The organism is Collinsella sp. LCP19S3_H3, from assembly GCF_052119145.1.
In the GTDB taxonomy this organism is placed as follows: domain Bacteria; phylum Actinomycetota; class Coriobacteriia; order Coriobacteriales; family Coriobacteriaceae; genus Collinsella.
The window spans coordinates 68,540-92,010 of sequence record NZ_JBQKFW010000004.1; the positions used below are offsets into that span (position 1 = coordinate 68,540).

General features: G+C 57.1%; 18 protein-coding genes and 1 pseudogene. 3 read left to right on the forward strand and 16 right to left on the reverse strand.

Features of this window, described 5'->3' with window-relative positions; genetic code table 11:
- Positions 1–10: 10 nt before the first annotated feature.
- From ACTQZF_RS03070 to ACTQZF_RS03100, 7 genes are all read right to left on the reverse strand, one after another.
- The gene (locus ACTQZF_RS03070; protein WP_427719632.1) at positions 11–1,054 is read right to left on the reverse strand and encodes a DHH family phosphoesterase; all 1,044 of its coding nucleotides are present in this window, start codon (positions 1,052–1,054) and stop codon (positions 11–13) included.
- Positions 1,047–1,457, reverse strand: a complete 411-nt coding sequence (rbfA, locus tag ACTQZF_RS03075; RefSeq protein ID WP_006234038.1) for a 30S ribosome-binding factor RbfA — start codon at positions 1,455–1,457, stop codon at positions 1,047–1,049. Before rbfA ends, ACTQZF_RS03070 begins: the two co-directional genes overlap by 8 nt.
- 11 nt (positions 1,458–1,468) lie before the next feature.
- A complete protein-coding gene (gene infB / locus ACTQZF_RS03080; RefSeq protein ID WP_441033496.1) occupies positions 1,469–4,144 on the reverse strand; it encodes a translation initiation factor IF-2 in 2,676 nt (891 codons plus the stop codon).
- Between the two features lie 91 nt (positions 4,145–4,235).
- Positions 4,236–5,483 carry a transcription termination factor NusA gene (nusA, locus tag ACTQZF_RS03085; RefSeq protein WP_154515419.1) on the reverse strand — a complete coding sequence of 416 codons (1,248 nt, stop codon included), beginning with the start codon at positions 5,481–5,483 and terminating at the stop codon, positions 4,236–4,238.
- A gap of 1 nt (position 5,484) precedes the next feature.
- The gene (gene rimP / locus ACTQZF_RS03090; protein WP_441554523.1) at positions 5,485–5,979 is read right to left on the reverse strand and encodes a ribosome maturation factor RimP; all 495 of its coding nucleotides are present in this window, start codon (positions 5,977–5,979) and stop codon (positions 5,485–5,487) included.
- A gap of 256 nt (positions 5,980–6,235) precedes the next feature.
- Positions 6,236–8,812 (reverse strand): leucine--tRNA ligase, encoded by a 2,577-nt coding sequence (gene leuS / locus ACTQZF_RS03095; protein WP_154515413.1) that lies wholly within the window; start codon positions 8,810–8,812, stop codon positions 6,236–6,238.
- Positions 8,813–9,071: 259 nt separating this feature from the next.
- Positions 9,072–10,583: an IMP dehydrogenase gene (locus ACTQZF_RS03100; protein WP_154515410.1), complete on the reverse strand. Its 1,512-nt coding sequence runs from the start codon at positions 10,581–10,583 to the stop codon at positions 9,072–9,074.
- Between the two features lie 193 nt (positions 10,584–10,776).
- Here ACTQZF_RS03100 and ACTQZF_RS03105 point away from each other — a divergent pair, with 193 nt between their 5' ends.
- Positions 10,777–11,124, forward strand: coding sequence for a winged helix-turn-helix domain-containing protein (locus ACTQZF_RS03105; protein WP_441554524.1), 348 nt, complete (start codon positions 10,777–10,779; stop codon positions 11,122–11,124).
- 237 nt (positions 11,125–11,361) lie between these two features.
- Here the strand turns inward: ACTQZF_RS03105 and ACTQZF_RS03110 are convergent, their stop codons facing one another.
- The 3 genes from ACTQZF_RS03110 to ACTQZF_RS03120 form a co-directional block, all read right to left on the reverse strand.
- Positions 11,362–12,354 (reverse strand): PLP-dependent transferase, encoded by a 993-nt coding sequence (locus tag ACTQZF_RS03110; protein WP_441554525.1) that lies wholly within the window; start codon positions 12,352–12,354, stop codon positions 11,362–11,364.
- Positions 12,355–13,206: 852 nt separating this feature from the next.
- Entirely contained in the window at positions 13,207–13,650 is a 444-nt protein-coding gene (locus tag ACTQZF_RS03115) for a hypothetical protein (protein ID WP_441055333.1), read from the reverse strand.
- A 776-nt stretch (positions 13,651–14,426) separates the two neighbouring features.
- On the reverse strand, positions 14,427–14,798 hold the full coding sequence (locus ACTQZF_RS03120; protein WP_441554526.1) for a hypothetical protein: 372 nt from the start codon (positions 14,796–14,798) through the stop codon (positions 14,427–14,429).
- Between the two features lie 423 nt (positions 14,799–15,221).
- On the opposite strand from ACTQZF_RS03120, the gene ACTQZF_RS03125 reads away from it, so the two are divergent.
- Positions 15,222–15,563, forward strand: a complete 342-nt coding sequence (locus tag ACTQZF_RS03125; protein ID WP_441554527.1) for a hypothetical protein — start codon at positions 15,222–15,224, stop codon at positions 15,561–15,563.
- 175 nt (positions 15,564–15,738) lie between these two features.
- Here ACTQZF_RS03125 and rfbB read toward each other — a convergent pair whose 3' ends face one another.
- The 4 genes from rfbB to ACTQZF_RS03145 form a co-directional block, all read right to left on the reverse strand.
- On the reverse strand, positions 15,739–16,758 hold the full coding sequence (gene rfbB, locus ACTQZF_RS03130; RefSeq protein WP_441554528.1) for a dTDP-glucose 4,6-dehydratase: 1,020 nt from the start codon (positions 16,756–16,758) through the stop codon (positions 15,739–15,741).
- Between the two features lie 860 nt (positions 16,759–17,618).
- On the reverse strand, positions 17,619–19,619 hold the full coding sequence (locus tag ACTQZF_RS03135) for a hypothetical protein (RefSeq protein ID WP_441055834.1): 2,001 nt from the start codon (positions 19,617–19,619) through the stop codon (positions 17,619–17,621).
- Between the two features lie 325 nt (positions 19,620–19,944).
- On the reverse strand, positions 19,945–20,202 hold the full coding sequence (locus ACTQZF_RS03140; protein ID WP_427719873.1) for a hypothetical protein: 258 nt from the start codon (positions 20,200–20,202) through the stop codon (positions 19,945–19,947).
- Positions 20,203–20,357: 155 nt separating this feature from the next.
- Entirely contained in the window at positions 20,358–20,954 is a 597-nt protein-coding gene (locus tag ACTQZF_RS03145; RefSeq protein ID WP_441554529.1) for a hypothetical protein, read from the reverse strand.
- A 395-nt stretch (positions 20,955–21,349) separates the two neighbouring features.
- On the opposite strand from ACTQZF_RS03145, the pseudogene ACTQZF_RS03150 reads away from it, so the two are divergent.
- A pseudogene (locus tag ACTQZF_RS03150) lies at positions 21,350–21,795 on the forward strand (transposase); the annotation flags it as partial.
- A gap of 255 nt (positions 21,796–22,050) precedes the next feature.
- Here the strand turns inward: ACTQZF_RS03150 and ACTQZF_RS03155 are convergent.
- Positions 22,051–22,950, reverse strand: a complete 900-nt coding sequence (locus tag ACTQZF_RS03155) for an abortive infection family protein (protein ID WP_441554530.1) — start codon at positions 22,948–22,950, stop codon at positions 22,051–22,053.
- A gap of 172 nt (positions 22,951–23,122) precedes the next feature.
- Entirely contained in the window at positions 23,123–23,368 is a 246-nt protein-coding gene (locus ACTQZF_RS03160; protein ID WP_441053866.1) for a hypothetical protein, read from the reverse strand.
- Positions 23,369–23,471: the final 103 nt, after the last annotated feature.

The following is a 23,471-nucleotide window of genomic DNA, read 5'->3' on the forward strand; positions in this document are numbered from 1 at the left end:
ATCCAAAAAGTTAAAGCTCGACGGTCACCGAAGCGGGATCCTCCCCCACCAGCTCGGCCAGCATGGGAAGTGCCGCGGTGAGCGTCTCGAAAATCGTTCCGTTATTGGTAAAGCCGGCGGCAGCGTGATGTCCGCCTCCGCCAAAGTTGGCCGCAATCTCGGAGACATCCATGTCGCCCTTGGAGCGCAGGTTTCCGCGCACCTTGGTATCGCCCTCGATGCCCTTAAGGAACAGGCAGACCTCGACACCCATCACCGAGCGCACCACATCGACCAAGCCGTCGCACTCATCCGAGGTGACGCCACATTCCTTAAGGTCGCTTTCGTACGCGTAGCTATACGCCACGCGCCCGTGCGCGACCGTCTTGATGCGGCCCATGACGATGGACTTGAGGTGCAAGAACTCGACGCGCATGCTCTGATAGACCTCGAGCGCGACACGCGCCGGGTCGGCACCGTGCGCCACCAGGCGCGAGGCCGCATGGAACGCAGCGGCATCGGCATTCTGATACTGAAAACGACCGGTATCGGTAACCAGGCCGCAGAGCAGACAGGTGGCGATGCGATCGCGAACGACAATGCCGCAATCATCCAGAAAGCGGTCGATGATCATGGCGCACGCCGCAGCATCGACACGCCTCAGGCTTACCTCGGCAAACTCCTCGCGCGCTGGATGGTGGTCAAAGCACACCACATGCTTGGAGCGGCGGAGCACGTCGGCCGAGTTGTTCAGACGCTCGACAACCGGCACATCCACCGAGATAAACAGGTCGGGATCGCCCGTAAAGCTCGAAGCCGGCACCAGACGATCGGCGCCTTCCATAAAGCGGTAAATACGCGGAACGGGATCGTCGTCTGCGAGCAGCAGCGCGATGTCCTTGTCGGGGAACGCCTTCATGAGCGAGAGGCCCAGGCCCAACACGGAGCCCAGGGCATCGCCGTCGGGAGAGGTATGACCCGAGATCGCAATGGAGGACGCACCCTCGATAAGCTCGAGGATGCGTCGTTTAATATCTGCAGACTCGCACGAGACGAGGTCGGCGGAATTAGTCATCTAAAGCTGCCTCCTGGGCGGCATCCGCTATGGGATAGCCGTCCTCGTCCTTTTCGATCGCCAGCGTGGCCGGGACATTCTCCAGCGCACGCGTAATGCGCTCGGCCTCATCGGTCGAGCGATCGATGCGAAAATCGAGCTCGGGCGTGACGCGCCAGTCGAGCGAGCGAGCCAACAGGCTGCGAATGCGGCCCTTGGCGCTGGCGAGCGCCTCCATGACCTCATCGTAGCGGCTCGCATCGCATGACACGTACACGCGCGCGAACGAACGGTCCACCGCGACCTCGACCGCGGTCAGGGTGACCAGGTCGAGACGCGGATCGGAAACCTCAAAGAGAAGGATATAACCGAGCTTCTCGCGAAGCTGCTCGCCCAGACGGCGGGTTGCCTGCGTTTGCTTCATAGCGCTACCCCCTACTCGGTACGGGCAACCTGGTCGATACGGTAACCCTCGATCTGGTCGCCGGGCTTGATGTCCTGGAAGTTCTCCAGGCCAATGCCGCCCTCGGAACCGCTCTTGAGGCTCTTGGCCTCGTCCTTGTAGTGGCGCATCGAGGCGATCTTACCGTTAAAGACAACGATGCCGTCGCGCACCAGGCGCACGGAATCGGTCGCGGCGATCTCGCCCTCCTCGACGCGGACACCGGCGGCGATACCGACTTTGGGCACCTTAAAGGTGTCCAGGACGGTCGCGGTACCCGTGGAGACCTCGACCTCGGTGGGCTTGAGCATGCCGATACGGGCAGCGTCGAGCTCCTCGAGGCACTTGTAGATAACGTCGTAGCAACGAATCTCGACGCCCTCGCGCTCGGCAGCGGAGCGGGCCTTACCGTCGGGACGCACGCCAAAGCCAATGATGATGGCGTTGGAGGCGTCGGCCAGGACGACGTCGGTCTCGTTGATGGCACCGACCGCGGAGTGAATCGTGTTGATGCGGACCTCGGACTGATCCATCTTGTCGAGCGAGTCCTGAAGGGCCTCGATGGAGCCCTGGACGTCGGCCTTGATGATCAGGTTGAGCTCCTTGACCTCGGCGTCGGCGATGGTCTCGAATAGGTTCTCGAGCGTGACGTGCTTCACGCGGCTCTGCTCCTCGATGCGGGCCTTGAGCGAGCGCTCATCGGCCAGGGCGCGCGCCTCGCGCTCGTCCTCGAACACGCGGAACTCGTCACCGGCGTTGGGCACGGACTGCAGGCCCAGGATCTCGACGGCGTCGGAGGGACCGGCCTCGGTGACGGCGCGGCCCTTGGGGTCGAGCATGGCGCGGACGCGGCCATAGGTAAGGCCGGCGACCAGCGTATCGCCCACGTGCAGGGTACCGCGGGTCACGAGCACGGTAGCGACCGAGCCGCGGCCCTTGTCGAGCTTGGCCTCGAGGACGTTGCCCGAGGCGAAGGTATCGGGATTGGCCTTGAGCTCGAGCACGTCGGCCTGGAGCAGCACGGTCTCCAGAAGGTCGTCGATACCGATCTTCTGCTTGGCCGAGATGTTGACGAACATGTTCTGTCCGCCCCACTCCTCGGGGATAACGCCGTACTCGGTGAGTTCCTGGCGCACGCGGTCGGGGTTGGCGCCGGGCTTATCGATCTTGTTGACGGCGACGACGATGGGAACGCCGGCGGCCTTGGCGTGGTTGATCGACTCGACCGTCTGGGGCATGACGCCGTCGTCGGCGGCGACGATCAGGATGACGATGTCGGTCACCTTGGCGCCACGGGCACGCATGGCCGTAAAGGTAGCGTGGCCCGGGGTATCGATGAAGGTGATCTTGCGGTCGTTGATCATGACCTGCGATGCGCCGATGGCCTGGGTAATGCCGCCAGCCTCGCCGGCAGCAACGCCGGTGTGGCGGATGGCGTCGAGCAGGCTCGTCTTGCCGTGGTCGACGTGACCCATGACGGTGACGACCGGGGCGCGGGGCTTAAGGTCGGCGGGATCGTCGTAGAACGAGAAGGTGTTCTCCTCCTCGGGGGTGATGATCCTGATCTGACGGCCCAAGTCGTCGGCAACGAGCTCGACAAGGTCGTCGGACATGGACTGCGTCATGGTGAGCGGCGTGCCCAGCAGGAATAGGCGCTTGATGATGTCGTTAGCCGGAACGTCGAGCGCCTCGGCAAGCTCCTGGACGGTAACGCCCTGGGAGACCTTGATGGCGTCGAGCTCCTCGGGGTTCACGCCCTGGGCCAGCGCCTCCTCAATCTTGCGCTCCTCCTGAGCCCTAGCGGCCTCGCGCTCGCGCTTCTCCTTGCGCTTCTTGCGGCGACCGGTGGACTCGCGAGAGGCCTCCTCGACGGCGGCACGGGCCTCCTCGAGAACCTTCTCGCGGCTGTACTCCTCGGCCTCGCGCGCCATGCGGCTGTAGTGGTCCTCTTCGCTGTTGTGACCACCCTTGCGCTTCTTGCCCTTGCCCTGCTTATCGGGGTTGGGAAAATCCATGCCGGCAGCGACATTGTTGCTGGCGTTGGTGCGATGGCTGTGCGGGCGGTTCTCGGAGGCGTTGCGGTCGTTGCGACGGCCGCCACGACGATCGTTGTTGCCGCCGCGACGGTTGCCGCGCTCGGCCTTGGCCTTGTCCTCGGCGTCCTTCTTCTCCTTGAGCACAGTCTCCTGTGCGGCGATCTGATCGAGCAGCGAACGGAAGCGCGAACCGGAGTCGGAAGCGGGAACGGCGCGGCGCTGGGCCTCGCGAGCAGCCTCCTCCTTCTCGCGGGCAAGGCGCTCCTGCTCGGCCTTCTTCTTGGCCTCGGCCTCGGCACGGGCTGCCTCCTCGGCAGCCTGGGCGGCGGCAAACTGGCGGCGCTCCTCCTCGCGTGCCTTCTCGGCGGCGATGCGCTCGCGCTCGGCCTCGGCGGCACGCGCCGCCTCCTCGGCGGCGGCAGCCTCCTCCTCGGCCTGCTTGGCGGCCTCGACTTCCTGGGCGCGGGCCTCGATCACCGAGGCAAGCTGCTTGCGGACCATGGCAACATAAGCGTCCTCCAGCGCGGAGGAAGCAGACTTAGCTGGAATCTTCATTTCGGCGAGGTGACCCATCAGTTCCTTGGAGGTCATGCCGAACTCTTTGGCCAGGGTGGACACACGGACTTTTGCCATATGACTTCACCTACCCTTTCTGGCACCTTGGGTGCCTAGAGACTGAACGAGCGTGGGATGTGCGCCGGAACCTGTCCAGCGCAACCGCGCGCTAGATCAGGTCCTCCGCATCATCGAAGGCGTCGGTGTCGTGGACACCGCAGAAACGGGAACCGGGACGGGCCTGGTTGCGGCACTGGATGCCGTCCTCGGACACGTACTCGCAGCGACGGGCGTCGTCATCCTCCTCGTCACCGATCAGGTCGGCGGCAGGCTCCTCGTGAACGGGAACGTTCTTGAGGATGTCGGCGGCAAGGGTCTCGGACTTAATGTCGATGTGCCAGCCGGTCAGGCGTGCGGCCAGACGGGCGTTCTGGCCCTCCTTGCCAATGGCGAGCGAAAGCTGGTCGTCGGGCACGATGACGCCGGCATAGGCCTTCTCCTCGTCGATAAGGACGCGAGTGACCTTGGCGGGCGACAGGGCGTTAGCGACGTAGACGGCCGGATCGGCATCCCACAGGATGACGTCAACGCGCTCACCGCGCAGCTCACCCACGACGGCGCGCACACGGCTGCCCTTGGGGCCGACGCAGGCGCCCACGGGATCCAGACGGTCATCGAGCGAGTGGACGGCGACCTTGGAGCGCTGGCCGGGCTCGCGGGCGATCGACTTGATCTGGACGGTGCCTTCATAGATCTCGGGCACCTCCTGCTCAAACAGACGACGCATAAGCTCGGGGTGGGTACGCGAGATAACGATCGGCGGACGGCTGTGCTCGCCGCGGACCGGCGGAAGCGTGGAGTTGGGGTCGCGAACGTCAATGATCACGGCCTTGATGTGCTGGTTGTGCAGATAGCGCTCGCCCATGGGGCGCTCGTTGCGCTCGTTCTCGTAGCGGCGCTGATCAAAGTGCGGAAGCTCGGCCTCGACGCCTTCGCGGATCTTGACGATCGTAAAGTCGGGTGTGGACTGCAGTACGGTACCGCTGATGAGGTCGCCGATACGTCCGGAGAACTCCTCGTAGATCTGCTCGCGGGCGGAGTTGCGCACGATGGCGTTGATCTCGGCCTTGGCGTGCTGGGCGGCGATGCGGCTGGTGTTCTTGGGGGTGACGTCGATCTCCTCGAACTCGGTGAAGTTGCCCTCCTCGTCCATGGAATCGTCGATCGGCTCCAGGCGGTAGACATAGATTTTGCCGGTGGTGCGGTCGATGGTCACCTTGGCGCCCCACTCAAGATGCAGGATCTCGGCATAGCTCTTGGCGAGCGACTGCTCCAGGCGGTCGATCAGGTAGAGCTGGTCGATGTGCTTCTCCTGGCAAAGCTCCATCAGGGCGGACATCATGTCGGATGCTGCCATGTTAGTTTCCTTCCTTCGCGGGCTTGAAGTCATAGACGGGCTTCAACTTGCACTTTTTAACATCGGAAAAATCGAGGGTGACAGACTCGCCGTCCTCGAGCTCGAGGGTTACGTTGGTCTCGGTCGCGGCGACAATCTTGCCGGAGTACTTGCGACGGCCCTCGGTGGCGGTGGAGGAAAGCTCGCAGTCCTCGCCCACAAAGCGGGCAAAGTCACGCGGACGGCGCAGCGGGCGCGCCATACCCGGGCTCGACACCTCGAGCGTATAGCTCGAAGAGATGGGGTCGAGCTCCTCGATCACGTCGCCGACCCACTTGGTGTTGGCCGTGACGTCGTTGAGCGACAGGCTCTGACCCTCGGCACCCTCGATACGCACACGCACGCAGGGGGCCTTGGTGGCACCCACGAGCTCAACGTCGACAATATCGACATCGTGCTGGGGAGCGACGGCCTCGAGCGCATCGATGATCGCCTGCTCGGTCTTGGTCTTGACCATTGCGGCACCTCCATCCATACAAAAAAGAAGCGGGGCCGAAACCCCACTTCTTTCAATTACAACTTCATTTGCAAGCAAACTATACCAATACCTGCGAAAACGTGCAACCATAGCACAAACCCGCAGGTCAGCGTGAGCACAGGTTCTCCACAAGAAATGGATAATTGGGTGTAGTCGCAAGTATCCATATCCAAAAAGAGGGACGACCCAGCCGGATCGTCCCTCGTCTATTGTGCATCAACTATATGCACAAGGTTTACTTAACCACCAGGTTGACCAGTTTGCCGGGCACGCAGATGGCCTTGACGACCGTCTTGCCCTCGAGCCACTTGGCAACAGCGGCCTCGGCGGCAGCCTGCATCTCCTCGTTGGAGGCATCGCGGGCCACATCGATGCGGCCGCGGACCTTACCGAGCACCTGGACGACGATCTGCACTGTGTCCTCGATGGACTCGGCCAGGTCAAACTCGGGCCAGGAGGCGGTGTAGGCGTTGCCCTCGCAGCCGAGCGCCTCGTGCCACAGCTCGTCGGCCCAGAACGGGCAGATGGGGGCAAGGACGCTCACGATGTCCTTGGCCACGCCGTAGCACAGTGCCTTGTCGCGCGATGCGCCCTCGGTGGCGTTGAGGTAGGCGCTCGCCGCGTTGACGAGCTCCATGACGGCCGAGATCGCGGTGTTAAACTGGCCGCGATCGAAGTCCTCGGTGCACTTGGCGATGGTGCGGTGACGCTCGCGATAGAGCTTCATCGCGGTCTCGTCGAGCACGGACTTGTCGAAGGCAACGTTGGCATCACCCGACTGGACAAGCTGCCACACGATACGCCAGGCGCGCTTGATAAAGCGGTTGGCACCCTCGACGGCCTTGGGATCCCAGTCAAAGTCCTTCTCGGGCGGGGCGATAAACAGGATCGCCAGACGCATGGTGTCGGCGCCGTAGGGCTCGATAACCGAGCTCGGAGGCACGACGTTGCCCTTGGACTTGGACATGGTGTCGCCGTTCTCGTCCTTGACCATGCCCTGGCACAGCAGGTTGGTAAAGGGCTCGTCCACGCTGAGCAGACCCAGGTCGCGCAGCGCCTTGGTAAAGAAGCGGCTGTAGAGCAGGTGCAAAATGGCGTGCTCGATGCCGCCGATGTAGTTATCGACGGGCATCCAACGGTCTGCCGCCTCGCGGGAGAAGGGCAGCTCGGTGTTGTGCGGGTCGGTATAGCGCAGGTAATACCAGCTGGAGCAGGTGAAGGTGTCCATGGTATCGGTCTCACGCTTGGCCGGGCGGCCGCAGACCGGGCAAGTGGTCTCGTAGAAGTCCTTGCACTCGGCGAGGGTCTCGCCGGCGCCCAGGTCCAGGTTCTCGGGCAGCGTCACCGGCAGCTGGTCCTCGGGCACGGGCACAATGCCGCAGTGCTCGCAATGGATGGCCGGGATGGGGTTGCCCCAATAGCGCTGACGGCTGATGAGCCAGTCGCGCAGGCGGAACTCGACCTTGCGACGACCGCAGCCCATGGCCTCGAGGTCGGCCACGATGGCAGCCTCGCCCTCGGAGTGCTTACCGCCGCGCATGCCGGTGTACTTGCCGGACTGGACGAGCGTGCCCTCGGCAGCGTGGGCGCAATCCCAGTCGACGGTCTCGGCATGGAAGGTATCGATGGTCTCGCCACTGGCCTCGACGGCAGCGCGGTCGTCATCGTCCAGGATGATCGGGACGATCGGGAGGTCGTACTTGCGGGCAAACTCAAAGTCGCGCTGGTCGCCGCAGGGAACGGCCATGACGGCGCCGGTGCCGTAATCGGCAACGACATAGTCGGCAACCCACACGGGAACCTTCTCGCCGTTGACGGGGTTAACCACGTAGCGGCCCGTAAAGGCACCGTGCTTCTCGAGGGTGCCCTGGGCACGCTCGACGGCAGAGATATGCTTGGAGTCCTCGACGATCTTGGTCACGGCCTCCTCGTACTCCGTGCCCTCGACGAGCTCGTGCAGACGAGCGTACTCGGGAGCCAGGACAAAGAAGGAGACGCCAAAGAGCGTGTCGGCACGCGTGGTGAAGACGGTGATCTTGCCCTCGTCGCCCTCGATGGGATCGCCGTTGGCATCACACAGGGTAAAGTCGACCTCGGCGCCCTCGGAGCGGCCGATCCAGTTGGCCTGCATCTGCTTAACGCGCTCGGGCCAGCCGGGGAGCTTCTCCAGATCGTCGAGCAGCTCCTGGGAGTACTCGGTAATCTTGTAGTACCACTGCTCAAGGTCGCGCTTCTCGGGCTCGGTGCCGCAGCGCCAGCACTTGCCCTCGGTAACCTGCTCGTTGGCCAGAACGGTCTTGCAGTTGGGGCACCAGTTGACCGGGTTCTTCTTGCGGTAGACCAGGCCCTTTTCCCACATCTTCTCAAAGATCCACTGACCCCAGCGGTAGTAGTCGGGGCTGCAGGTCTTGACCATGCGATCCAGATCGTAGGAGAAGCCCATGCGCTTCATCGTGGCGAGCGCCTGGTCCATGTTCTTATACGTCCAGGCGGCAGCCTGCGTGTTGTGCTTGATTGCGGCGTTCTCGGCGGGCAGGCCAAAGGCGTCAAAGCCAATGGGGTGCAGCACGTCAAAGCCGCGCATACGGGCCTGACGGGCCATGGCATCGCCGATGGTATAGTTGCGCGCGTGACCCATGTGCAGGTCGCCCGAAGGATACGGGAACATCTCGAGCACGTACTTCTTGGGCTTGCTGGCGTCGGTGTCGACGGCAAAGAGGTTGGAGTCCTCCCAGGCCTTCATCCACTTGGACTCAATGGCCTGCGCGTCGTAGGCAGGGATCTCGTCCTTATGATCTGTGCAATCGCACATATCAGCTCCTTTAATCTTAGCTGGGGTCGGTCGGCTTGGCTTTATTCGCTACTGCGGACAGTCCTGCGCAAGACGAAGAGCACATTAAGTGCTCTTCTTTGTGTGCGGAACTTGTAGCGAACAAAGCCAAGCCGACCGACCCTAAGGTTAACTTGACTGATGATAGCAAATACGACAAGCGAGATGCCTGCGACTTGCAGGCATCTCGCTTTATCTTAATAACGTGGTTGGAACTCAACCTTTATGTGCGGCTCTTATCCTATCGATAAGACACAGACTGCTGCGAATCCTTGACGACTACGTCGTGGGCGCCGCCTTCGACAATCGAGGTCGAGCTCACCAGGGTCAGGCGTGCCTTTTTCTGGAGCTCGGGGATCGAGAGGGCACCGCAGTTGCACATCGTGGACTTGATCTTGTAGAGCGTGCCGCCCACGCCGTCCTTAAGGGAGCCGGCGTAGGGAACGTAGGAGTCGACGCCCTCGACAAAGCTGAGCTTCGCGGCGCCGCCCAGGTCGTAGCGCTGCCAGTTGCGGGCACGCGCAGAACCCTCGCCCCAGTACTCCTTCATGTACTGACCGTTGACGTTGACGCGCTCGGTCGGGCTCTCGTCAAAGCGGGCAAAGTAGCGGCCCAGCATCATAAAGTCGGCACCCATGGCAAGGGCGAGCGTCATGTGGTAGTCGTAGACGATACCGCCGTCGGAGCACACGGGCACGTAGACGCCGGTCTCCTCGTAGTACTCGTCGCGAGCGCGGCAGACGTCGATCAGCGCGGTGGCCTGGCCACGGCCGATGCCCTTGGTCTCGCGGGTAATGCAGATGGAACCGCCGCCGATACCCACCTTGATAAAGTCGGCACCGCAGTCGGCCAAAAAGCGGAAGCCCTCGGCATCAACGACGTTGCCGGCACCAACCTTGACGTCCTCGCCGTAGTTGGCGCGGATCCACTCGATGGTGCGCTTCTGCCACTCGCTGAAACCCTCGGAAGAGTCGATGCACAGGACATCGGCGCCGGCCTCGATGAGCAGCGGCACGCGCTCGGCATAGTCGCGGGTGTTGATGCCGGCGCCGACCATGTAGCGCTTGTCGCCGTCGAGCAGCTCGTTGGGGTTGGTCTTGTGGCTGTCGTAGTCCTTGCGGAAGACGATGCCCATAAGGTGATCGTTGTCGTCGACGATGGGCAGGGCGTTGAGCTTGTTATCCCAGATGACGTCGTTGGCAACCTTGAGGCTGATGTTCTTGTCGCCCACGATGAGCTGTTCACGCGGGGTCATGAACTCGGAGACCTTCTTTTGGTGGTCATCGCGGCTGGGGCGATAGTCACGGCTGGTAACGATACCCAGGAGTTTGCCCTTGGGAGTGCCGTCGTCGGTGACCGGCATGGTGGAGTGACCGGTCTTCTCCTTGAGCTCGATGACCTGCTCCATGGTCATATCGGGGGTCAGCGTGGAATCGGACTGGACAAAGCCGGCCTTGTGATCCTTGACGGCCTTGACCATGGCGGCCTCGGACTCGGGGGTCTGGGAACCGTAAATGAAGGACAGGCCACCCTCGGTAGCGAGCGCGACACCCATGTCGACGCCCGAGACGGACTGCATGATGGCGGAAACCATGGGGATGTTCAGGGTGATTGCCGGCTTCTCGCCGCGCTTAAAGCGGGTTAGCGGCGTCTTAAGAGAGACGTTGTTGGGGATGCACTGCGAGGACGAATAACCAGGGACCAGCAGATACTCCGAAAACGTGTGGGACTCACCGGGAAAGAACGTAGCCATGTTTCTCCTTTTTCCATGCGACCGGTCGGCTGCAGGCCTCGTAGGACCCAGCCCAACCTTGGGCGCCCAATACTGGGCAAGTATCTTAACGCACTTTGACTGCTACAATGCATGATTTAAGAAGAGCACACGAGGGTTTAACGCAGGCTTTGCGTTTGCCCAGCAGACACTTTAGCGGAGAGACGTGGAGCGCATGGAGTACAAGACGACGGCGCGACTGGTCATTCAGTCGTGCGACAAAGATCTGCCGGGCGTGTTCGGCCACGGCTGCGTCTTGCTGCTGCAGGGTATCGCCCGCGAACACTCGATCAACCGCGCCGCCAAGAGCATGGGCATGGCCTATTCCAAGGCATGGCGCATTGTGAACGAGGCCGAGGGGCAGCTGGGGTGCAAGCTCATCGAGCGCGACGGCGCCCGCGGGAGCTCGCTCACCCCTGCCGGCGAGCGAGCCATAGCGGCCTACGAGGAGCTGCAGGCCGACATAAACCAGGTCATAGCTGCCAAAGCCGACGTCCTCATCGCCACTATCAACACAGAGTAGACTTTTTGGAACTGATTTTTAGTCCACTGCCCCCACGAATTATGACGCGAGACACAAAACGGGCCTATCTACTACGTTTAGTCGAATACCGCCGACCAGACCGTAAATTAAGAAAACAAAACCGCTGGTAGACAGTTTATCAATTTTCAAAAAAGTCGATTATGGTCGACCCTTAGGGCTTAAACGTAGTAGATAGGCCGTTTTCGTGGCACGCGCCCCGATGAGTCAACAGATTAGCTACTGTCGGAGGGCGTTATCGAGGGCAGCGGCTACCGTCAGGGGATCGTCGGTGCCGGCGAAGAGGCGGATGGTGCCCCCCTGCTTGCCACGTGGGGCCGAAAGACGCGTCGTTGCGCCGCCGGCAGGCGATGTGCGGAACTCCCCCGGCAAAGCGTCGAACAGCTCTCCCGCGCCACGCTCGATAAGGTCAAACTCAACTGCCGGTCCAAAGCCATGCTCGAGGATTCCCGTTGCAACCGCATGGTCAGGATGCGAGCTCAGCCCGGGATAGCGCACGTTGCGCACCATCTCGTTCGCGGCCAGATACTCGGCCAGCGCACGGGCGCGATCGAAGTGAGCCTGCATGCGAGCGTCGAGCGAGGAAAGCCCACGCTCCAGCACATCGGCCTCGTCAGCAGAAAGATCGAACGCCGACGCACCGCAGCCCGCAAACAACGCATGCGCGCACTCAGCCGCGGCATCCACACGATGGCGCTTGAGCTGCGATCGCGCCACCGAAGCGGCAACGAGCTTACGCGGGGCCTTACCGGCACACACGCGGTCGAGTGCCTCGAGCGACAGTACGGCGCCCAAGCTCAGCGGATTGCAGCCAAAGACGTCAGCCACGGTGTTGTCAACAACCAGCAGCGCATGGGCCTCACGCGCGGCGCGGCCTAACGCGCGCAAATCGGGCACACGCAGACCGAACGCGCCAATGGAGTTGGCGAACCACCACAGGTGCGGCCCCTCGGCATCAAGCGAAGCATCAAAGCCCTCGGACGCAGCAGCAAACTCCTCGGCGGACGGCGAGCCCACCAGCACGACATCGCAGCCCTCAAAGCCGCAAGCAAACGCTTCGGCAAAGTCATCCGCAAAGGCCACCAGGCGATCGCCGGGGCGCACAATCCCCAGAAGCGAAAGCGCCGCCGGCACATGCGAGGCTGCAACCAGTCGCACCTCGCGCGCGCCAGCCCTTGCAGCCCAGGCCTCTTCTAGCTGTTGTGCGTCCACGTGACACCGTCCCTTCAAAACAAAAGCCCACGATGCGGATGTTTCCCGCATCGTGGGCAACGGCTGAAGTATAGCGCCGATATGCGACGAGTCGCCTGGATGTTGAGCGCGTGGTAAGTCACGTTCTCGCCAGCGGCGTCAACGGACACGCCATAGGTCGCAGGGTAGATGCGCGTGGAAACTAATGAGCCACTTGAGGCATGTCTAGCGACAATCACTTCGCAGCCAGTAAAGCTAAACAAAGTAGCAGCATCCCCATCGTTACGCATGCCAGGGAAACAATTATCCAATCGCCGTCGCCGGTTTTGGGGAGCACGGCGGCCGGCGTCGATGCGGGCTTGGTCTTCTTGGCAGTCTTGATCGCAGGCGTCTTGGTGGACGCGGGCGCGGGCTTTACGTCCCGCTTGTGAGACGGATCAGGCGTGGGGGCGGAATCTTCGCTGGGCTTGGTCTCATCTCCAAGCTTTTCTTCGCTACCGGGCTTTGTATCCCCCGCGGGATCGCCGCCGGCGGGCTCATCGGTACCGGGCTTGGTCTACCCTGCCGGCGGATTGGCGCCCGTGAGCTCAATTACCACATGCTGCGTCACAGACCCGTTGGCATCAATCACGCTGGTGCTACCAAACGCCCCACCCATCGGCGTCACAAACTGCGCCGACGTAAGTGAACCGTCTCGCAGGCAACACCGGCGTTTGCGCCCGTCGCATCCACCCAAGAGGCATCCACGGCAAACTGGCCATCGGAGGCGTACACGCCAAAGAAGCGGCAGTCATCGCCCGATCCACTGCTAGCAGTGCGTGCGGCCCCGCACGGTAACAGTGGCACCGCGCACGCCGGCCACCGAGGCATCGATCATGCCCTGCCGTCAGCCCGGCCATCGACCAAGCAGCCGTCGATCACCAGCGCGCTCAGCGCAAAGACGCCGCACTGCGAACCCGTCGCGCGCAGCGAGCCCGCGCCACAAAGCGTAAGGTTGCCCCACACCTCAAGGCCGCTCGTACGCATGTCCGCATCCTCGGCCTGTGCCTCGTCCACAACGTTTTGGCCCGCCAGCGTTACCACCAGATCGCCCTCCGCGCCAATGGCCTCGCCCGCGTAGCAATTAAGCTGCAGATGGCCAGCATCGGTCCAGGCCCAGCCGGGGCCCGAGACACCGGGCTCGTCGTAGGTCTGGCCCGCGATGGTAAGGCTATCCGCACCCGCGGCATAAGAAGGCCCGCTCAGCAAAACGCATAGGCAGGCCATAGCGACAAGCAGAATGTGGCGACGATGATGACTGGACAAAACGACTGACATGGCCGCTCCGATCTCCACGGAAAGCCAATAGACCTGCACCAGAAAATGGCCTGGTAGCAGCATCTATTAGTGTAACGAGATTGGATCCGTAACAAATCGAAGTACGCTGGGACAAGCGAACAATTCGGCGTAAATCGTTTTTGCAATCGGCGGACGGCGGGGCAATGAATGACACTTGGGTGACTCAACGACTTACCCCACTAAATTGCAGTAATTTGCCAAGTAAATACGTCAGCACGCGCTGCATCAGAACGTTAAATCCGGAAGTATGCGGCAAATTTGAAACACGCCGACCACGCGGGAACACCGCAATCAATCTACATGCGGGTTCTTTGGATAAAATAGGGCGTGTGCTCAGAGTTTCCAGAATTTGACGCATACTTCCGGCATCGGTTCTCAGAAGTGCGGGGGAAACGACTTCAAGCCAACCAAGCCACACTTTTAAACAATTGTGACCTGCGGTTTTAATGACGAATAACCGATCGTGGTCGACAGGTCTCGATTTCCCCCCCGCACTTCCGGAAACAGCTCATGTAATAAGCCTTCAACACAACAGAAAACGTTACCCGAAGGACTCTCAGCTTTCAGTTAATGCGAAATGCTCCAATATAAACCCATCCTCGCAGCAAATGGCAGAGCGACAAGCGTCCTATCGGAATATACGCCACTTCGGCCATAAAGAAAACGGGGGCACACTCAGCGAATGCGTCCCCGATAAGAAGATCTCAACCAACTTCTTTGTATTGATTATCATTGTATGCGAACTTCGATTTCAGTTAGCACAATCTCCTTTGGAGCTGAGCATTGAACTCTCGATATCCAAGTCCAGACAAGACGTGTCCAATAGAGGCGTCGTTAACAACCGTAGAAATAAGCCCCAACAAGTCCTTCAAATACTCCATGAATTCCGAGTGAGTTAAGTAGTGCTCGAGCATCCAGGTCATCTTGAGGTAATTAACGTCTTTTCTTCCACCAACCTTGGCGCAGTACAAGCGCTCGTCATGAGCACAAATATTGCGAAACTTTACAAGCACCTCCAGATGCGTCCTCATGTCATTTACCTCAAGGAAGCCCGGATTAGGAGCGTTGAGTTCACGAGTTGAAAGTGCAATCATCTTCGCGACGTCTTTCTTTCCTTGAGGTTTCATTAAATTAAAAAGTGCTCGAGATTACCGAAGGTTAGATCACCCTCATCAAAAGGCGATCAGTTTCCGAATCGGCGATGAGGCCACGAGAAATAAGCAGTCCAACCTGCTCCTCAATCGTAAGAAACGGCTTAGACACAAGTCCTCATAGAAAATGCGAAAGGCGGCCGCCAAACGGAGACCGCCTTTCAGGTGGACGTGGTTCCCGTAGGAGCTCCACGTCAATTTCACTGACACAAATTTACTCCAATTTTGGACTTGACACAAGGCAACCGGAAGTCTCCATAGCTTTTCGCCCGCACATCGAAGTGACAACGCCACGCTCATGCATAAAACTTTGGACCAATTAATGATAGGCGCATATGTGTCCGCACGAATCTTTAGATTCCTTACGTCATGCGAAGCCATAACGCGAAAGGAATCAACATGCTGTTTTGCAAAGAGGTACGAAGCTGGCTTGACATTCTTGACGATGCAGGAGTACTGCTCCGTCGACTAGAAATACTAGAAAATCTGATCGGCAAATGCTCCTGCGATATCCCGCTCTCGGGATGCAGATTCATGGACGATACAGTAGATGGATATGACGGGAGCGAAATGCTGCTGTTTCTCGATGAATCCTTAGAGGTCCTCATTAAGGAATACAAAGACCAGATTAGGAAATACGAACAGGCATACAAAAACAATACTGGCAAGAATCAGGATATCGTGGCTAAAAGCAAAAGAACCATGGCGAATAAATGGCCCGAAGCCGATAAAGCCGCTTGATCTATTTGGAATAACTTCCTTAGGTCGACGGCACTTTAGTCGGCACGGCAACTCTTAGGTCACATGCAAAAGCATATCAATGCCATCGCACGGGGCACCAAAACCCAAGCAACCCATTGCAATGCGAATCTGACAGGCGCGCATTAACAACGTCAAAAACCCAGCGCCACGCCCCCTACTGACCCTGGGAGCGGTAGCGGGCCTCGGTGGCCTCCTTGGCCGGGCGCCACCAGGACTCGTTGGCGACGTACCAGTCGATCGTCTGCTTCAGGCCCTCGGCGAAGTCGGTGTGGGCCGGCCTCCAGCCCAGCTCGCGCTGGAGCTTCGCGCTGTCGATGGCGTAGCGGCGGTCGTGGCCGGGGCGGTCGGCGACCCAGTCGAAGTCATCGGGGTCGCGTCCCATCGCCTCGAGGATCATGCGCAGGACCGTGATGTTGTTCCTCTCGCCATTTGCGCCGATGAGGTAGGTCTCCCCCATGCGGCCCTTGGTCAGGATGTCCCAGACGGCCGAGGAGTGGTCCTCGGTGTGGATCCAGTCGCGGACGTTCTCGCCCTTTCCGTAGAGCTTGGGACGGACGCCGTCGACGATGTTGGTGATCTGCCTGGGGATGAACTTCTCCACGTGCTGGTAGGGGCCGTAGTTGTTGGAGCAGTTGGAGATGGTCGTGCGAAGCCCGTAGGTGCGGGTCCAGGCGCGCACGAGCATGTCGGAGCTGGCCTTGGTGGAGCTGTACGGGGAAGACGGCTTATAGGGCGTCTCCTCGGTGAACTTCGCCGGGTCGTCGAGCGCCAGGTCGCCGTAGACCTCGTCGGTGGAGACGTGGTGGTAGCGGATGCCGTATTTCCTCACGGCCTCCAGAAGGCGGAAGGTGCCCTCGACGTTCGTGCGAAGGAACGGCTCCGGGTCGGCGATGGAGTTGTCGTTGTGGGACTCCGCGGCGTAGTGCACGATCGCGTCGTGGCCCGGCACGATCCTATCGAGCAGCTCGGCGTCGCAGATGTCGCCCACGACGAGCTCCACGCGGTCGGCGGGAAGCCCGGCGATGTTCTCGGGGTTGCCGGCGTAGGTCAGCTTGTCCAGGACGGTGACGTGGACGCCCGGGTGGTTGTTCACGACGTTGTGCACGAAGTTGCTGCCGATGAAGCCGCAGCCGCCCGTGACGATGATGTTCTTGGGATTGAACGTTTCAGCCATGGCCTATCCCCTATCTGCCTCACTGTTAATCGAAGATGGCGCTAGAATTGCGTCGCCGCCCCCAATGTCATCCAATTCCAACTTCACAGTTTCTCATTTCCCCATTATTCATTCTTTCCAAGTTTGACGGGAAACGACAACGCCCAACGGCATGACTTCCAGCATTTCAATCCAGTCAGCAGCACGATTAAATCAAAAATAGGGGATGCCCTCCTTTTGAAAGGAACCCCCTTACAAAAACAGAGACTACGGATAGTCTCTGTTTTTCATTGCACGACAGGATAACTCAAAGGCGATTTCAATATAGAACGACTTCTCCTACCTGCTGAAATTCTCGTACAAAAAGGTGCACATCGACGAACAAACGGACGGCTATCTCCGTATGAACGCAGCCGACTGCTACCATGGCCTGCCTGGTGAGCAGAGCGATCCAATGGAAGCGCCTTTACCGTACAGGATGGGAATCTACGCCGACTGGTTCTTGTCGGCCTACTACATGTTTTCGGACTCTGCCCGAGTTGCTTCATGGCAATCTTGATGTTGCCATGCTGCAGCCTGGAATAGCCCACTATCACCTGCGCCAGAAAACAGCTAGTAAGCAGCCCAGACAGAAGCAAACGCCTCCGTGCCCATAAACTCCTAATTAAAACAAAGGGCCGCCGCTCGCAATAACAGGGACTTTTTTGGCTCCGACTCGCTTAGGGTCCACGGTGACCCCATCATTGGATACTTAATTGCTCAATTCGACATAACTGGCCTCGATTTGGAACAGTTTTTCTTAATCGTGGCGAAATATGAATCCCCAAAACCGCATCAAGTAAACAAGGGCACGTGAGATCAGGTTCCCGACCAAGCCAACGCTACCCATTACACGCCTTGGCCAGCAGAACAAGCCTCTTAGCGGCATCATCGAAAGATCCCACAGCGTAATATCCGTCTTTATCCTTGCCAATGCACCCAACAAAAGGAGAGGACAGGAACTCGAGCATTTCCCCAACCTCGCTGATCGACAAATCTTCAATTGAGGACGTTCCGTTTTTCATGAACCAGTAAACATCCCGCTTAGACATCAACCCGCCAAATTCTTTATCTTCGTTTTGAGAAAGCAACGCCCTGAGCACCAAATCGAGCAGCTTGGTTGTTCGCCTAAAGCGGGCAATAGCGGGTTCCAATAAACCAAGATCGATAGACCCCGAATACTCGAAGAGAACTTTGTAGTCTTGAGAGACGAGCGGAATCTCCTCTTGAAGCTTAAGAAGCTTTTCCAACTCGCTAATTCCAAACAACGCGACGTCATGTTCCTTGGCCCTATCGCAGATCCGTTTTTCAGAAAAACTTGACCCCACAACGGCGATGAACGACGCATCGTGTTTACGACGATGCAGCTCAAGGGTATCAAAATCGACTTGTGAGGCAGAGACCCCGCCATTAGAGGTTGATTTGGCATCAATTACCACGGAATAAGAAAATCTCGAAGCAGCATTCGCGACCGCTAAAACATCTGTATCACCAGACCCGCCCAACAAAGTCGTTCTAAACCCAAGGCGACTAAAGCACCGCTCCACAGCTCGTTCCAGCCGATCGGGATGACCGGAATCGCGCGAAGCATCCCAAAGCTCTGTAATCAGTTTGTCGACATCGGTAGCCACGGGCTGCTCAGGTCCCGTCCCCTGTTTGCCAATGGAATCAACGATGAAATTAAACCCATATCCACTCAAAAATGAGTCGCAGTGCTCAGTTGCCTGATAACTCATCTGGCTTCTCTTTTTAAGCAAGCCGGCTTTCAACAACACATTAAGACGCTTTCTTAGCGCATCATGGGAGATGTTGACGTTAAAACGTTCGAATAGATGCAGCTGGATTGACCTAACATCAAACGCGCTGTGGCCAACAAGCGGCAAAAGCTCAAATACCCAAGAGAACGCTGCATGAAAACAGCAAGCAAAATTAATTGCAGATTTTTCAGACAGCCAAGCGTCACCAATTGAAGTTAATTCGTACGTCGTAAGTGATGACCGCTGCACAAAGCCCAATTTTGAAAGTGAAGAAATCGCCGCCCTGGTTGAGCTTTCGGAAAGTTTATAGGACAAGTTAGAAAACTGAACGATTGCAGACTCATCACCACCGTTTTTAACGATGGAAAGAAGCTCAGCTGTGACATCAATAAAACCGGATGCTCCACCAGCGAAAAATCCAATAGAATCCGAACGATTAGATTGTTTAGCATTTAAAGCAAGGTCGACGGCCCAATTTGAAGGCTCATCCCAGTTTAAGGAAGCAGATTCCTCCAAGACGCCCTTGGGTTCCACTTCAATCTGAGAAACCCATTGGTCACCTAGAGGGGTCCGTGCATATCGACATCCTTCGTATTCTCGATATTCAACAAGGCCGAGCTCGCGAGCCCATTTTAGACGGCGCTGAACCTCGCTCTTCTTGGTCCAGCTCATTCCATACTCGGCATTGGCGATTAAACGCAGCTCGCCCGAAGTCTTTGGCGTGCCCAGCACGTCAATCATGCCGCTAAAGAATTTACAACGACATGCCAGGCACGCAGCCAGATAGGAGTTATCTCCCGTGTCAATCCAACGGTCCGCTTCCGCAGAAGGAGTGTATCCCTCAGCAGCCTTAACAACCAATCCGCACGGACTCAGGGCAAGACAAGCTTCGCCAAGAGAAAGTTTGGCCGTTGAGCCCTCAATTGAAATGGCATCGTCTAGGGATTGACCGCGCTTTAAGGCATCCAGAATCGTTCTTAGAGTCTCGATCATCCCCGTACTCCCAACAGGAATATTGGGAGAAGACTGGGCATGGGATGAATAATCGGAAAACTTTGGATATTCCATCGGATCGATCTGGACCATAGGGCATCTCCGATAAAGGTCGGCAAATAAAACGCTATGACCATGATATCAAGGGAAGAGCTCGCGAATCGCACGGGACCCTATACGCTACCGCGAAAGAGTTCGGCAATGTCTCGAAACGCCATTTACATTTGTCCAATTAGAGCATGGCAATCAGTGCAAACTGGGCCAATTTCCATTGGTGACAAACGCACCCCCGGTTCGTACACGAGCACGGCATTCTTAAGTTCGGGAATAATCTCAAGGTAGCGAAGGAAACAGCTCTTCTCCAGTTCGCCAAAGTCAGAACCCAATATTGCATCCCGCATCTCTTGGATTAGCAGGATTAGCTTCGCCAGCAAATTGTCCGTTTTGTCAAAAAACGTATCTCTTGATCGAAAATCAACCTATGAGCAGATGAAGCGCGCGCAAGCTCATCCTTATAGGCCTCAAGAAAAGTATCCAAGATGGATTTAAATTCCGCCATTCGCCTATTAAGGACATGATCGAAAGCACGTTCGGCAACTTTGGGGAAGACAAGCTCAAAGAAAGCAAGAACAGCTAGTGCACTTGGGACTAACTCAGAAATAACTCTTTTAATCATGTGTTAGCCTTATTTTACTTATTAGCGCGTATATCAAAAACAAACGAAAAACAAGACGGATGCTCCATTTCGCGTGCAAAGATACACACACAAGCCTGAGCTCCTAATTGAAATAACGAAGAATTAGTCAATCAAGATCTGTAGCATATTCTGCTTTAACGCTTGCGCTCCCTATGCCAAATTCGAATGCGATCAACCAAATAGTTAGAGGCTATTAAATAAACAAGCAATAGTATGAAAACAATTAATACGACCGTCCCGGAAATATCGACTTCTTGAATCGGGAGCAATCCCTCAGTTAGCGAAACGGTCAAGGACGCCGTAACCCCAATAAAGCACATCTTATCGGCATCAATGCAAATAATGCCTTTGTTTTTAGATAGAAAGAAAGCCGCGGCGCAATAAATAACCAACAAAGCCATAAGCCCCGGAACCGTATCCCAGCAGAAAAGTGCGACCATAACGGGAAAAGTCCATACCGCATTACCGGCCGCGTCAGAATCCATAAAAGTATAGCCCCTGGCCTTTAGCCCACTTTGTACCATTGCAAGCCGAAAACTCTCTCGTAATATCCATCCAGAAAGAGAAGAGAAATAGAGAATCATCAGGCGATCGACCGACCACAGTGAGCTATCCCCAAACACAAGAGTAAGCATGTGAGAAACTACAGGAAGTGCAGCTGAAGTTAAAATCGCAACCAATATATCGGCAATATCGATCGAGGCCGCTCCGTTCTGTTTTTGCTCGATCATAGTTGGCTCCAGTTCCGCAAATGAAGTCAGGCGCAACAGGCGATTAGCGTTAATTGAACCAGTTTAGAAAAAAGTTAAATAGCTAGTTTAGTAGCTTTTCGATTCGTTTCCCAATTTCCTTTTCGAGCTTAAATCGTTTCTTTTGATCATCAACTGCCCGGTTCAGATAATCCTCCCAGTAGTCAATTACGTTTTAGCGCAGCCATATGCCCGCGAGCCTTCTACTTGAAATGACCCTAGGAATATCATCGGCGATGAGTGGGAAGCGGAAAGACCCTTGCCTCCTTTTTCCGCCATCCCATTTTAAGAGGACAAGCTCACGGTCAAACCAATCCGACGTGGCCATCAACTTATAGACATGTTCATCCGAAATAATGAGCCCCCTTTTACAAAGCTCCTTGAGACACTACCGCAACGTGCTGGGAAGGGTTCCCGTGACCAGGCGAAAGGCCGTGGCGCGCATGTTGAAGGCGATCCACGCGCAGGAATCGTGCGAGGCATGCGGCAAGAAGGCCGAGGAGCTAGCGGACGAGTTGGGGTCGATGTGGCTCGAGCGGCCGCGAGGACGGTGCGCGGCGGGTTCGCCGAGACGCTGACCTACACGGAATTCCCGCCCGAGCGCTGGCGCCGGACCAGAACGGACAATGGAATCGAGCGCATCAACCGCGAGATCAGGAGGAGGAAGAGGGTCGTCGCGACCTTCTCAGACGGCAACTCAGTCCCCATGCTGATGACGACGGGGCTGAAGTACATAGTGGTGCACGATTGGGACAAGAGGAGGTGCCTGGACATGTCCAAACTAGAGGAGTTGGACGAGCTGAAGGAAAAGGCGGAGGGCTAGAAGAGAACGGTGTCGAGGACGGCAAAATCAATTTGAGAAAGAATATTGACGGTACCTGAAGCTAAATCTGTCCGTGCTGCTCCGGTTAGATTCTAAGCGCCGATGCGGACAACAATTCAAGACATTCGTTATTAGGCACAATCGATACCAGTTAATTAGCCACCTCAACAGCCATAACCACGATGAGCTGTAATACCAAAGACGGCCGAACAAACTGATGACCACTAGCCAATTCGACACACCATCGTAAAAACCTTAGTGTCTATCTCTCTCCGCTCGATGAACAACCGACAGCACAAAATCCGCAACGTTGGCAGCAGCGTTCACAGCAAGCCTTGCATGATAGTCCTCGATGTTCACCCTTGATGCCCCCACTCCGTGAGCATCGCCCTGTTTATTTCTCATCTGACCAATTGAGTCGACAATTTTATTGAGTCCATTTACCAAGTCACAAATTCTCCTATCCATTGTCTTATCAGCATGAATATTATAGAGGCATTTGACTTGAGAGAACATTTTTCCGACATCGCCGCTGCTCGAAGGCCGTTCTCCTTTGCGTTCGATAGCCCAACAGAAGACCTCTTCTAGTAATGTTCTCGCTTTAGTGAGAGCGCTATCGAAATTCCCAAGTTCAATATCTTCCTGGGCTCTATTGGCCATATCTTTAATATAAGAACGGTCAATCGTGTTGATTGAAGGAATAGACATCGCGGGCACGTCATCGACTGACGTAATGACGTAGTTATTACCGAAACATCTCAGCTCATGCCCACCAAAGAATAGAATGCTGTTAATGGCAGCGATAGCACCCTCAACAATCACGGCATGTCTCCGTTTTATTTCCTCCGGCGTCAGGCCAGAAAACTCTTTTTGGAAGCGCGCGAGGTTAAAGAAATAGGCCAACATATCAGAAACACGATTATTCTCGATACAATGCTCGAGCAGGGCTTCAACATACATCCACCGGCTAGATGAACCATACGAAGCGTCTATTCCAAACTTATTGAGCACTTCAACTAACTTAGGGCCCGATTGATACGGAAGGGAGACCTCTTCATCAAGCGCGTCTGAACGAAATGACGCATCTCCATCCAAGATAGCGTACACGTCTTTGGATTTAAGAAAGTTAAATCCAGCCTGCTCTTTCTCAAACATGGGCCCACCTTAATTTGAACTGAAATGCTTGGCCAATTGTATCCCTCTAAAACACATGTCAAGCCACGTCGCTAATCAAGCAGCTGAATCGTCTCGTTCCATCAGTTCTGAAAATGAGCCGCGCTCATCTCCAATCTTAAGCACCTTGATGACGGTGGTCATATAGCCCATGCTACTCGGCATCATCCTCGATGCCCTCTCCGTCGATCTCGCCAAAGCCAACGTTGTCCAAAGCCGAATAAGCGGGCCCAATCTGATTCCACTTTATGGAATCAATCGCTTCAAGGTATGAACACAAAGCATTAAGCTGATTCTGCTGAGCCATAGCCGTAATCTTCGCAAAGGAATCAGTCGCTAGGCCGACCTTCGACAGGGACGAAGGAATCTGCGCAGCCATATCGGAATAGTGATTAGACAAGTTGTACCTTTTTGTGCAACAAAAAAACCGCTCAACCAGCGGCTTTTCTTATTTGGGTATGAAAAAGGCGACCGCCCTTTGTAGACGGTCGCCTTTGTTAATT

Coding starts and splice junctions, on each gene's coding strand:
- ACTQZF_RS03140 (WP_427719873.1), bottom strand. CDS start 20,202: ATGATTAAAAGAGTTATTTCTGAGTTAGTCCCAAGTGCACTAGCTGTT.
- ACTQZF_RS03120 (WP_441554526.1), bottom strand. CDS start 14,798: ATGAAACCTCAAGGAAAGAAAGACGTCGCGAAGATGATTGCACTTTCA.
- ACTQZF_RS03105 (WP_441554524.1), top strand. CDS start 10,777: ATGGAGTACAAGACGACGGCGCGACTGGTCATTCAGTCGTGCGACAAA.
- rimP (WP_441554523.1), bottom strand. CDS start 5,979: ATGGTCAAGACCAAGACCGAGCAGGCGATCATCGATGCGCTCGAGGCC.
- leuS (WP_154515413.1), bottom strand. CDS start 8,812: ATGTGCGATTGCACAGATCATAAGGACGAGATCCCTGCCTACGACGCG.
- ACTQZF_RS03135 (WP_441055834.1), bottom strand. CDS start 19,619: ATGGTCCAGATCGATCCGATGGAATATCCAAAGTTTTCCGATTATTCA.
- ACTQZF_RS03125 (WP_441554527.1), top strand. CDS start 15,222: ATGCTGTTTTGCAAAGAGGTACGAAGCTGGCTTGACATTCTTGACGAT.
- nusA (WP_154515419.1), bottom strand. CDS start 5,483: ATGGCAGCATCCGACATGATGTCCGCCCTGATGGAGCTTTGCCAGGAG.
- ACTQZF_RS03145 (WP_441554529.1), bottom strand. CDS start 20,954: ATGATCGAGCAAAAACAGAACGGAGCGGCCTCGATCGATATTGCCGAT.
- infB (WP_441033496.1), bottom strand. CDS start 4,144: ATGGCAAAAGTCCGTGTGTCCACCCTGGCCAAAGAGTTCGGCATGACC.
- ACTQZF_RS03115 (WP_441055333.1), bottom strand. CDS start 13,650: ATGTCAGTCGTTTTGTCCAGTCATCATCGTCGCCACATTCTGCTTGTC.
- rbfA (WP_006234038.1), bottom strand. CDS start 1,457: ATGAAGCAAACGCAGGCAACCCGCCGTCTGGGCGAGCAGCTTCGCGAG.
- ACTQZF_RS03155 (WP_441554530.1), bottom strand. CDS start 22,950: ATGTTTGAGAAAGAGCAGGCTGGATTTAACTTTCTTAAATCCAAAGAC.
- ACTQZF_RS03100 (WP_154515410.1), bottom strand. CDS start 10,583: ATGGCTACGTTCTTTCCCGGTGAGTCCCACACGTTTTCGGAGTATCTG.
- ACTQZF_RS03070 (WP_427719632.1), bottom strand. CDS start 1,054: ATGACTAATTCCGCCGACCTCGTCTCGTGCGAGTCTGCAGATATTAAA.
- rfbB (WP_441554528.1), bottom strand. CDS start 16,758: ATGGCTGAAACGTTCAATCCCAAGAACATCATCGTCACGGGCGGCTGC.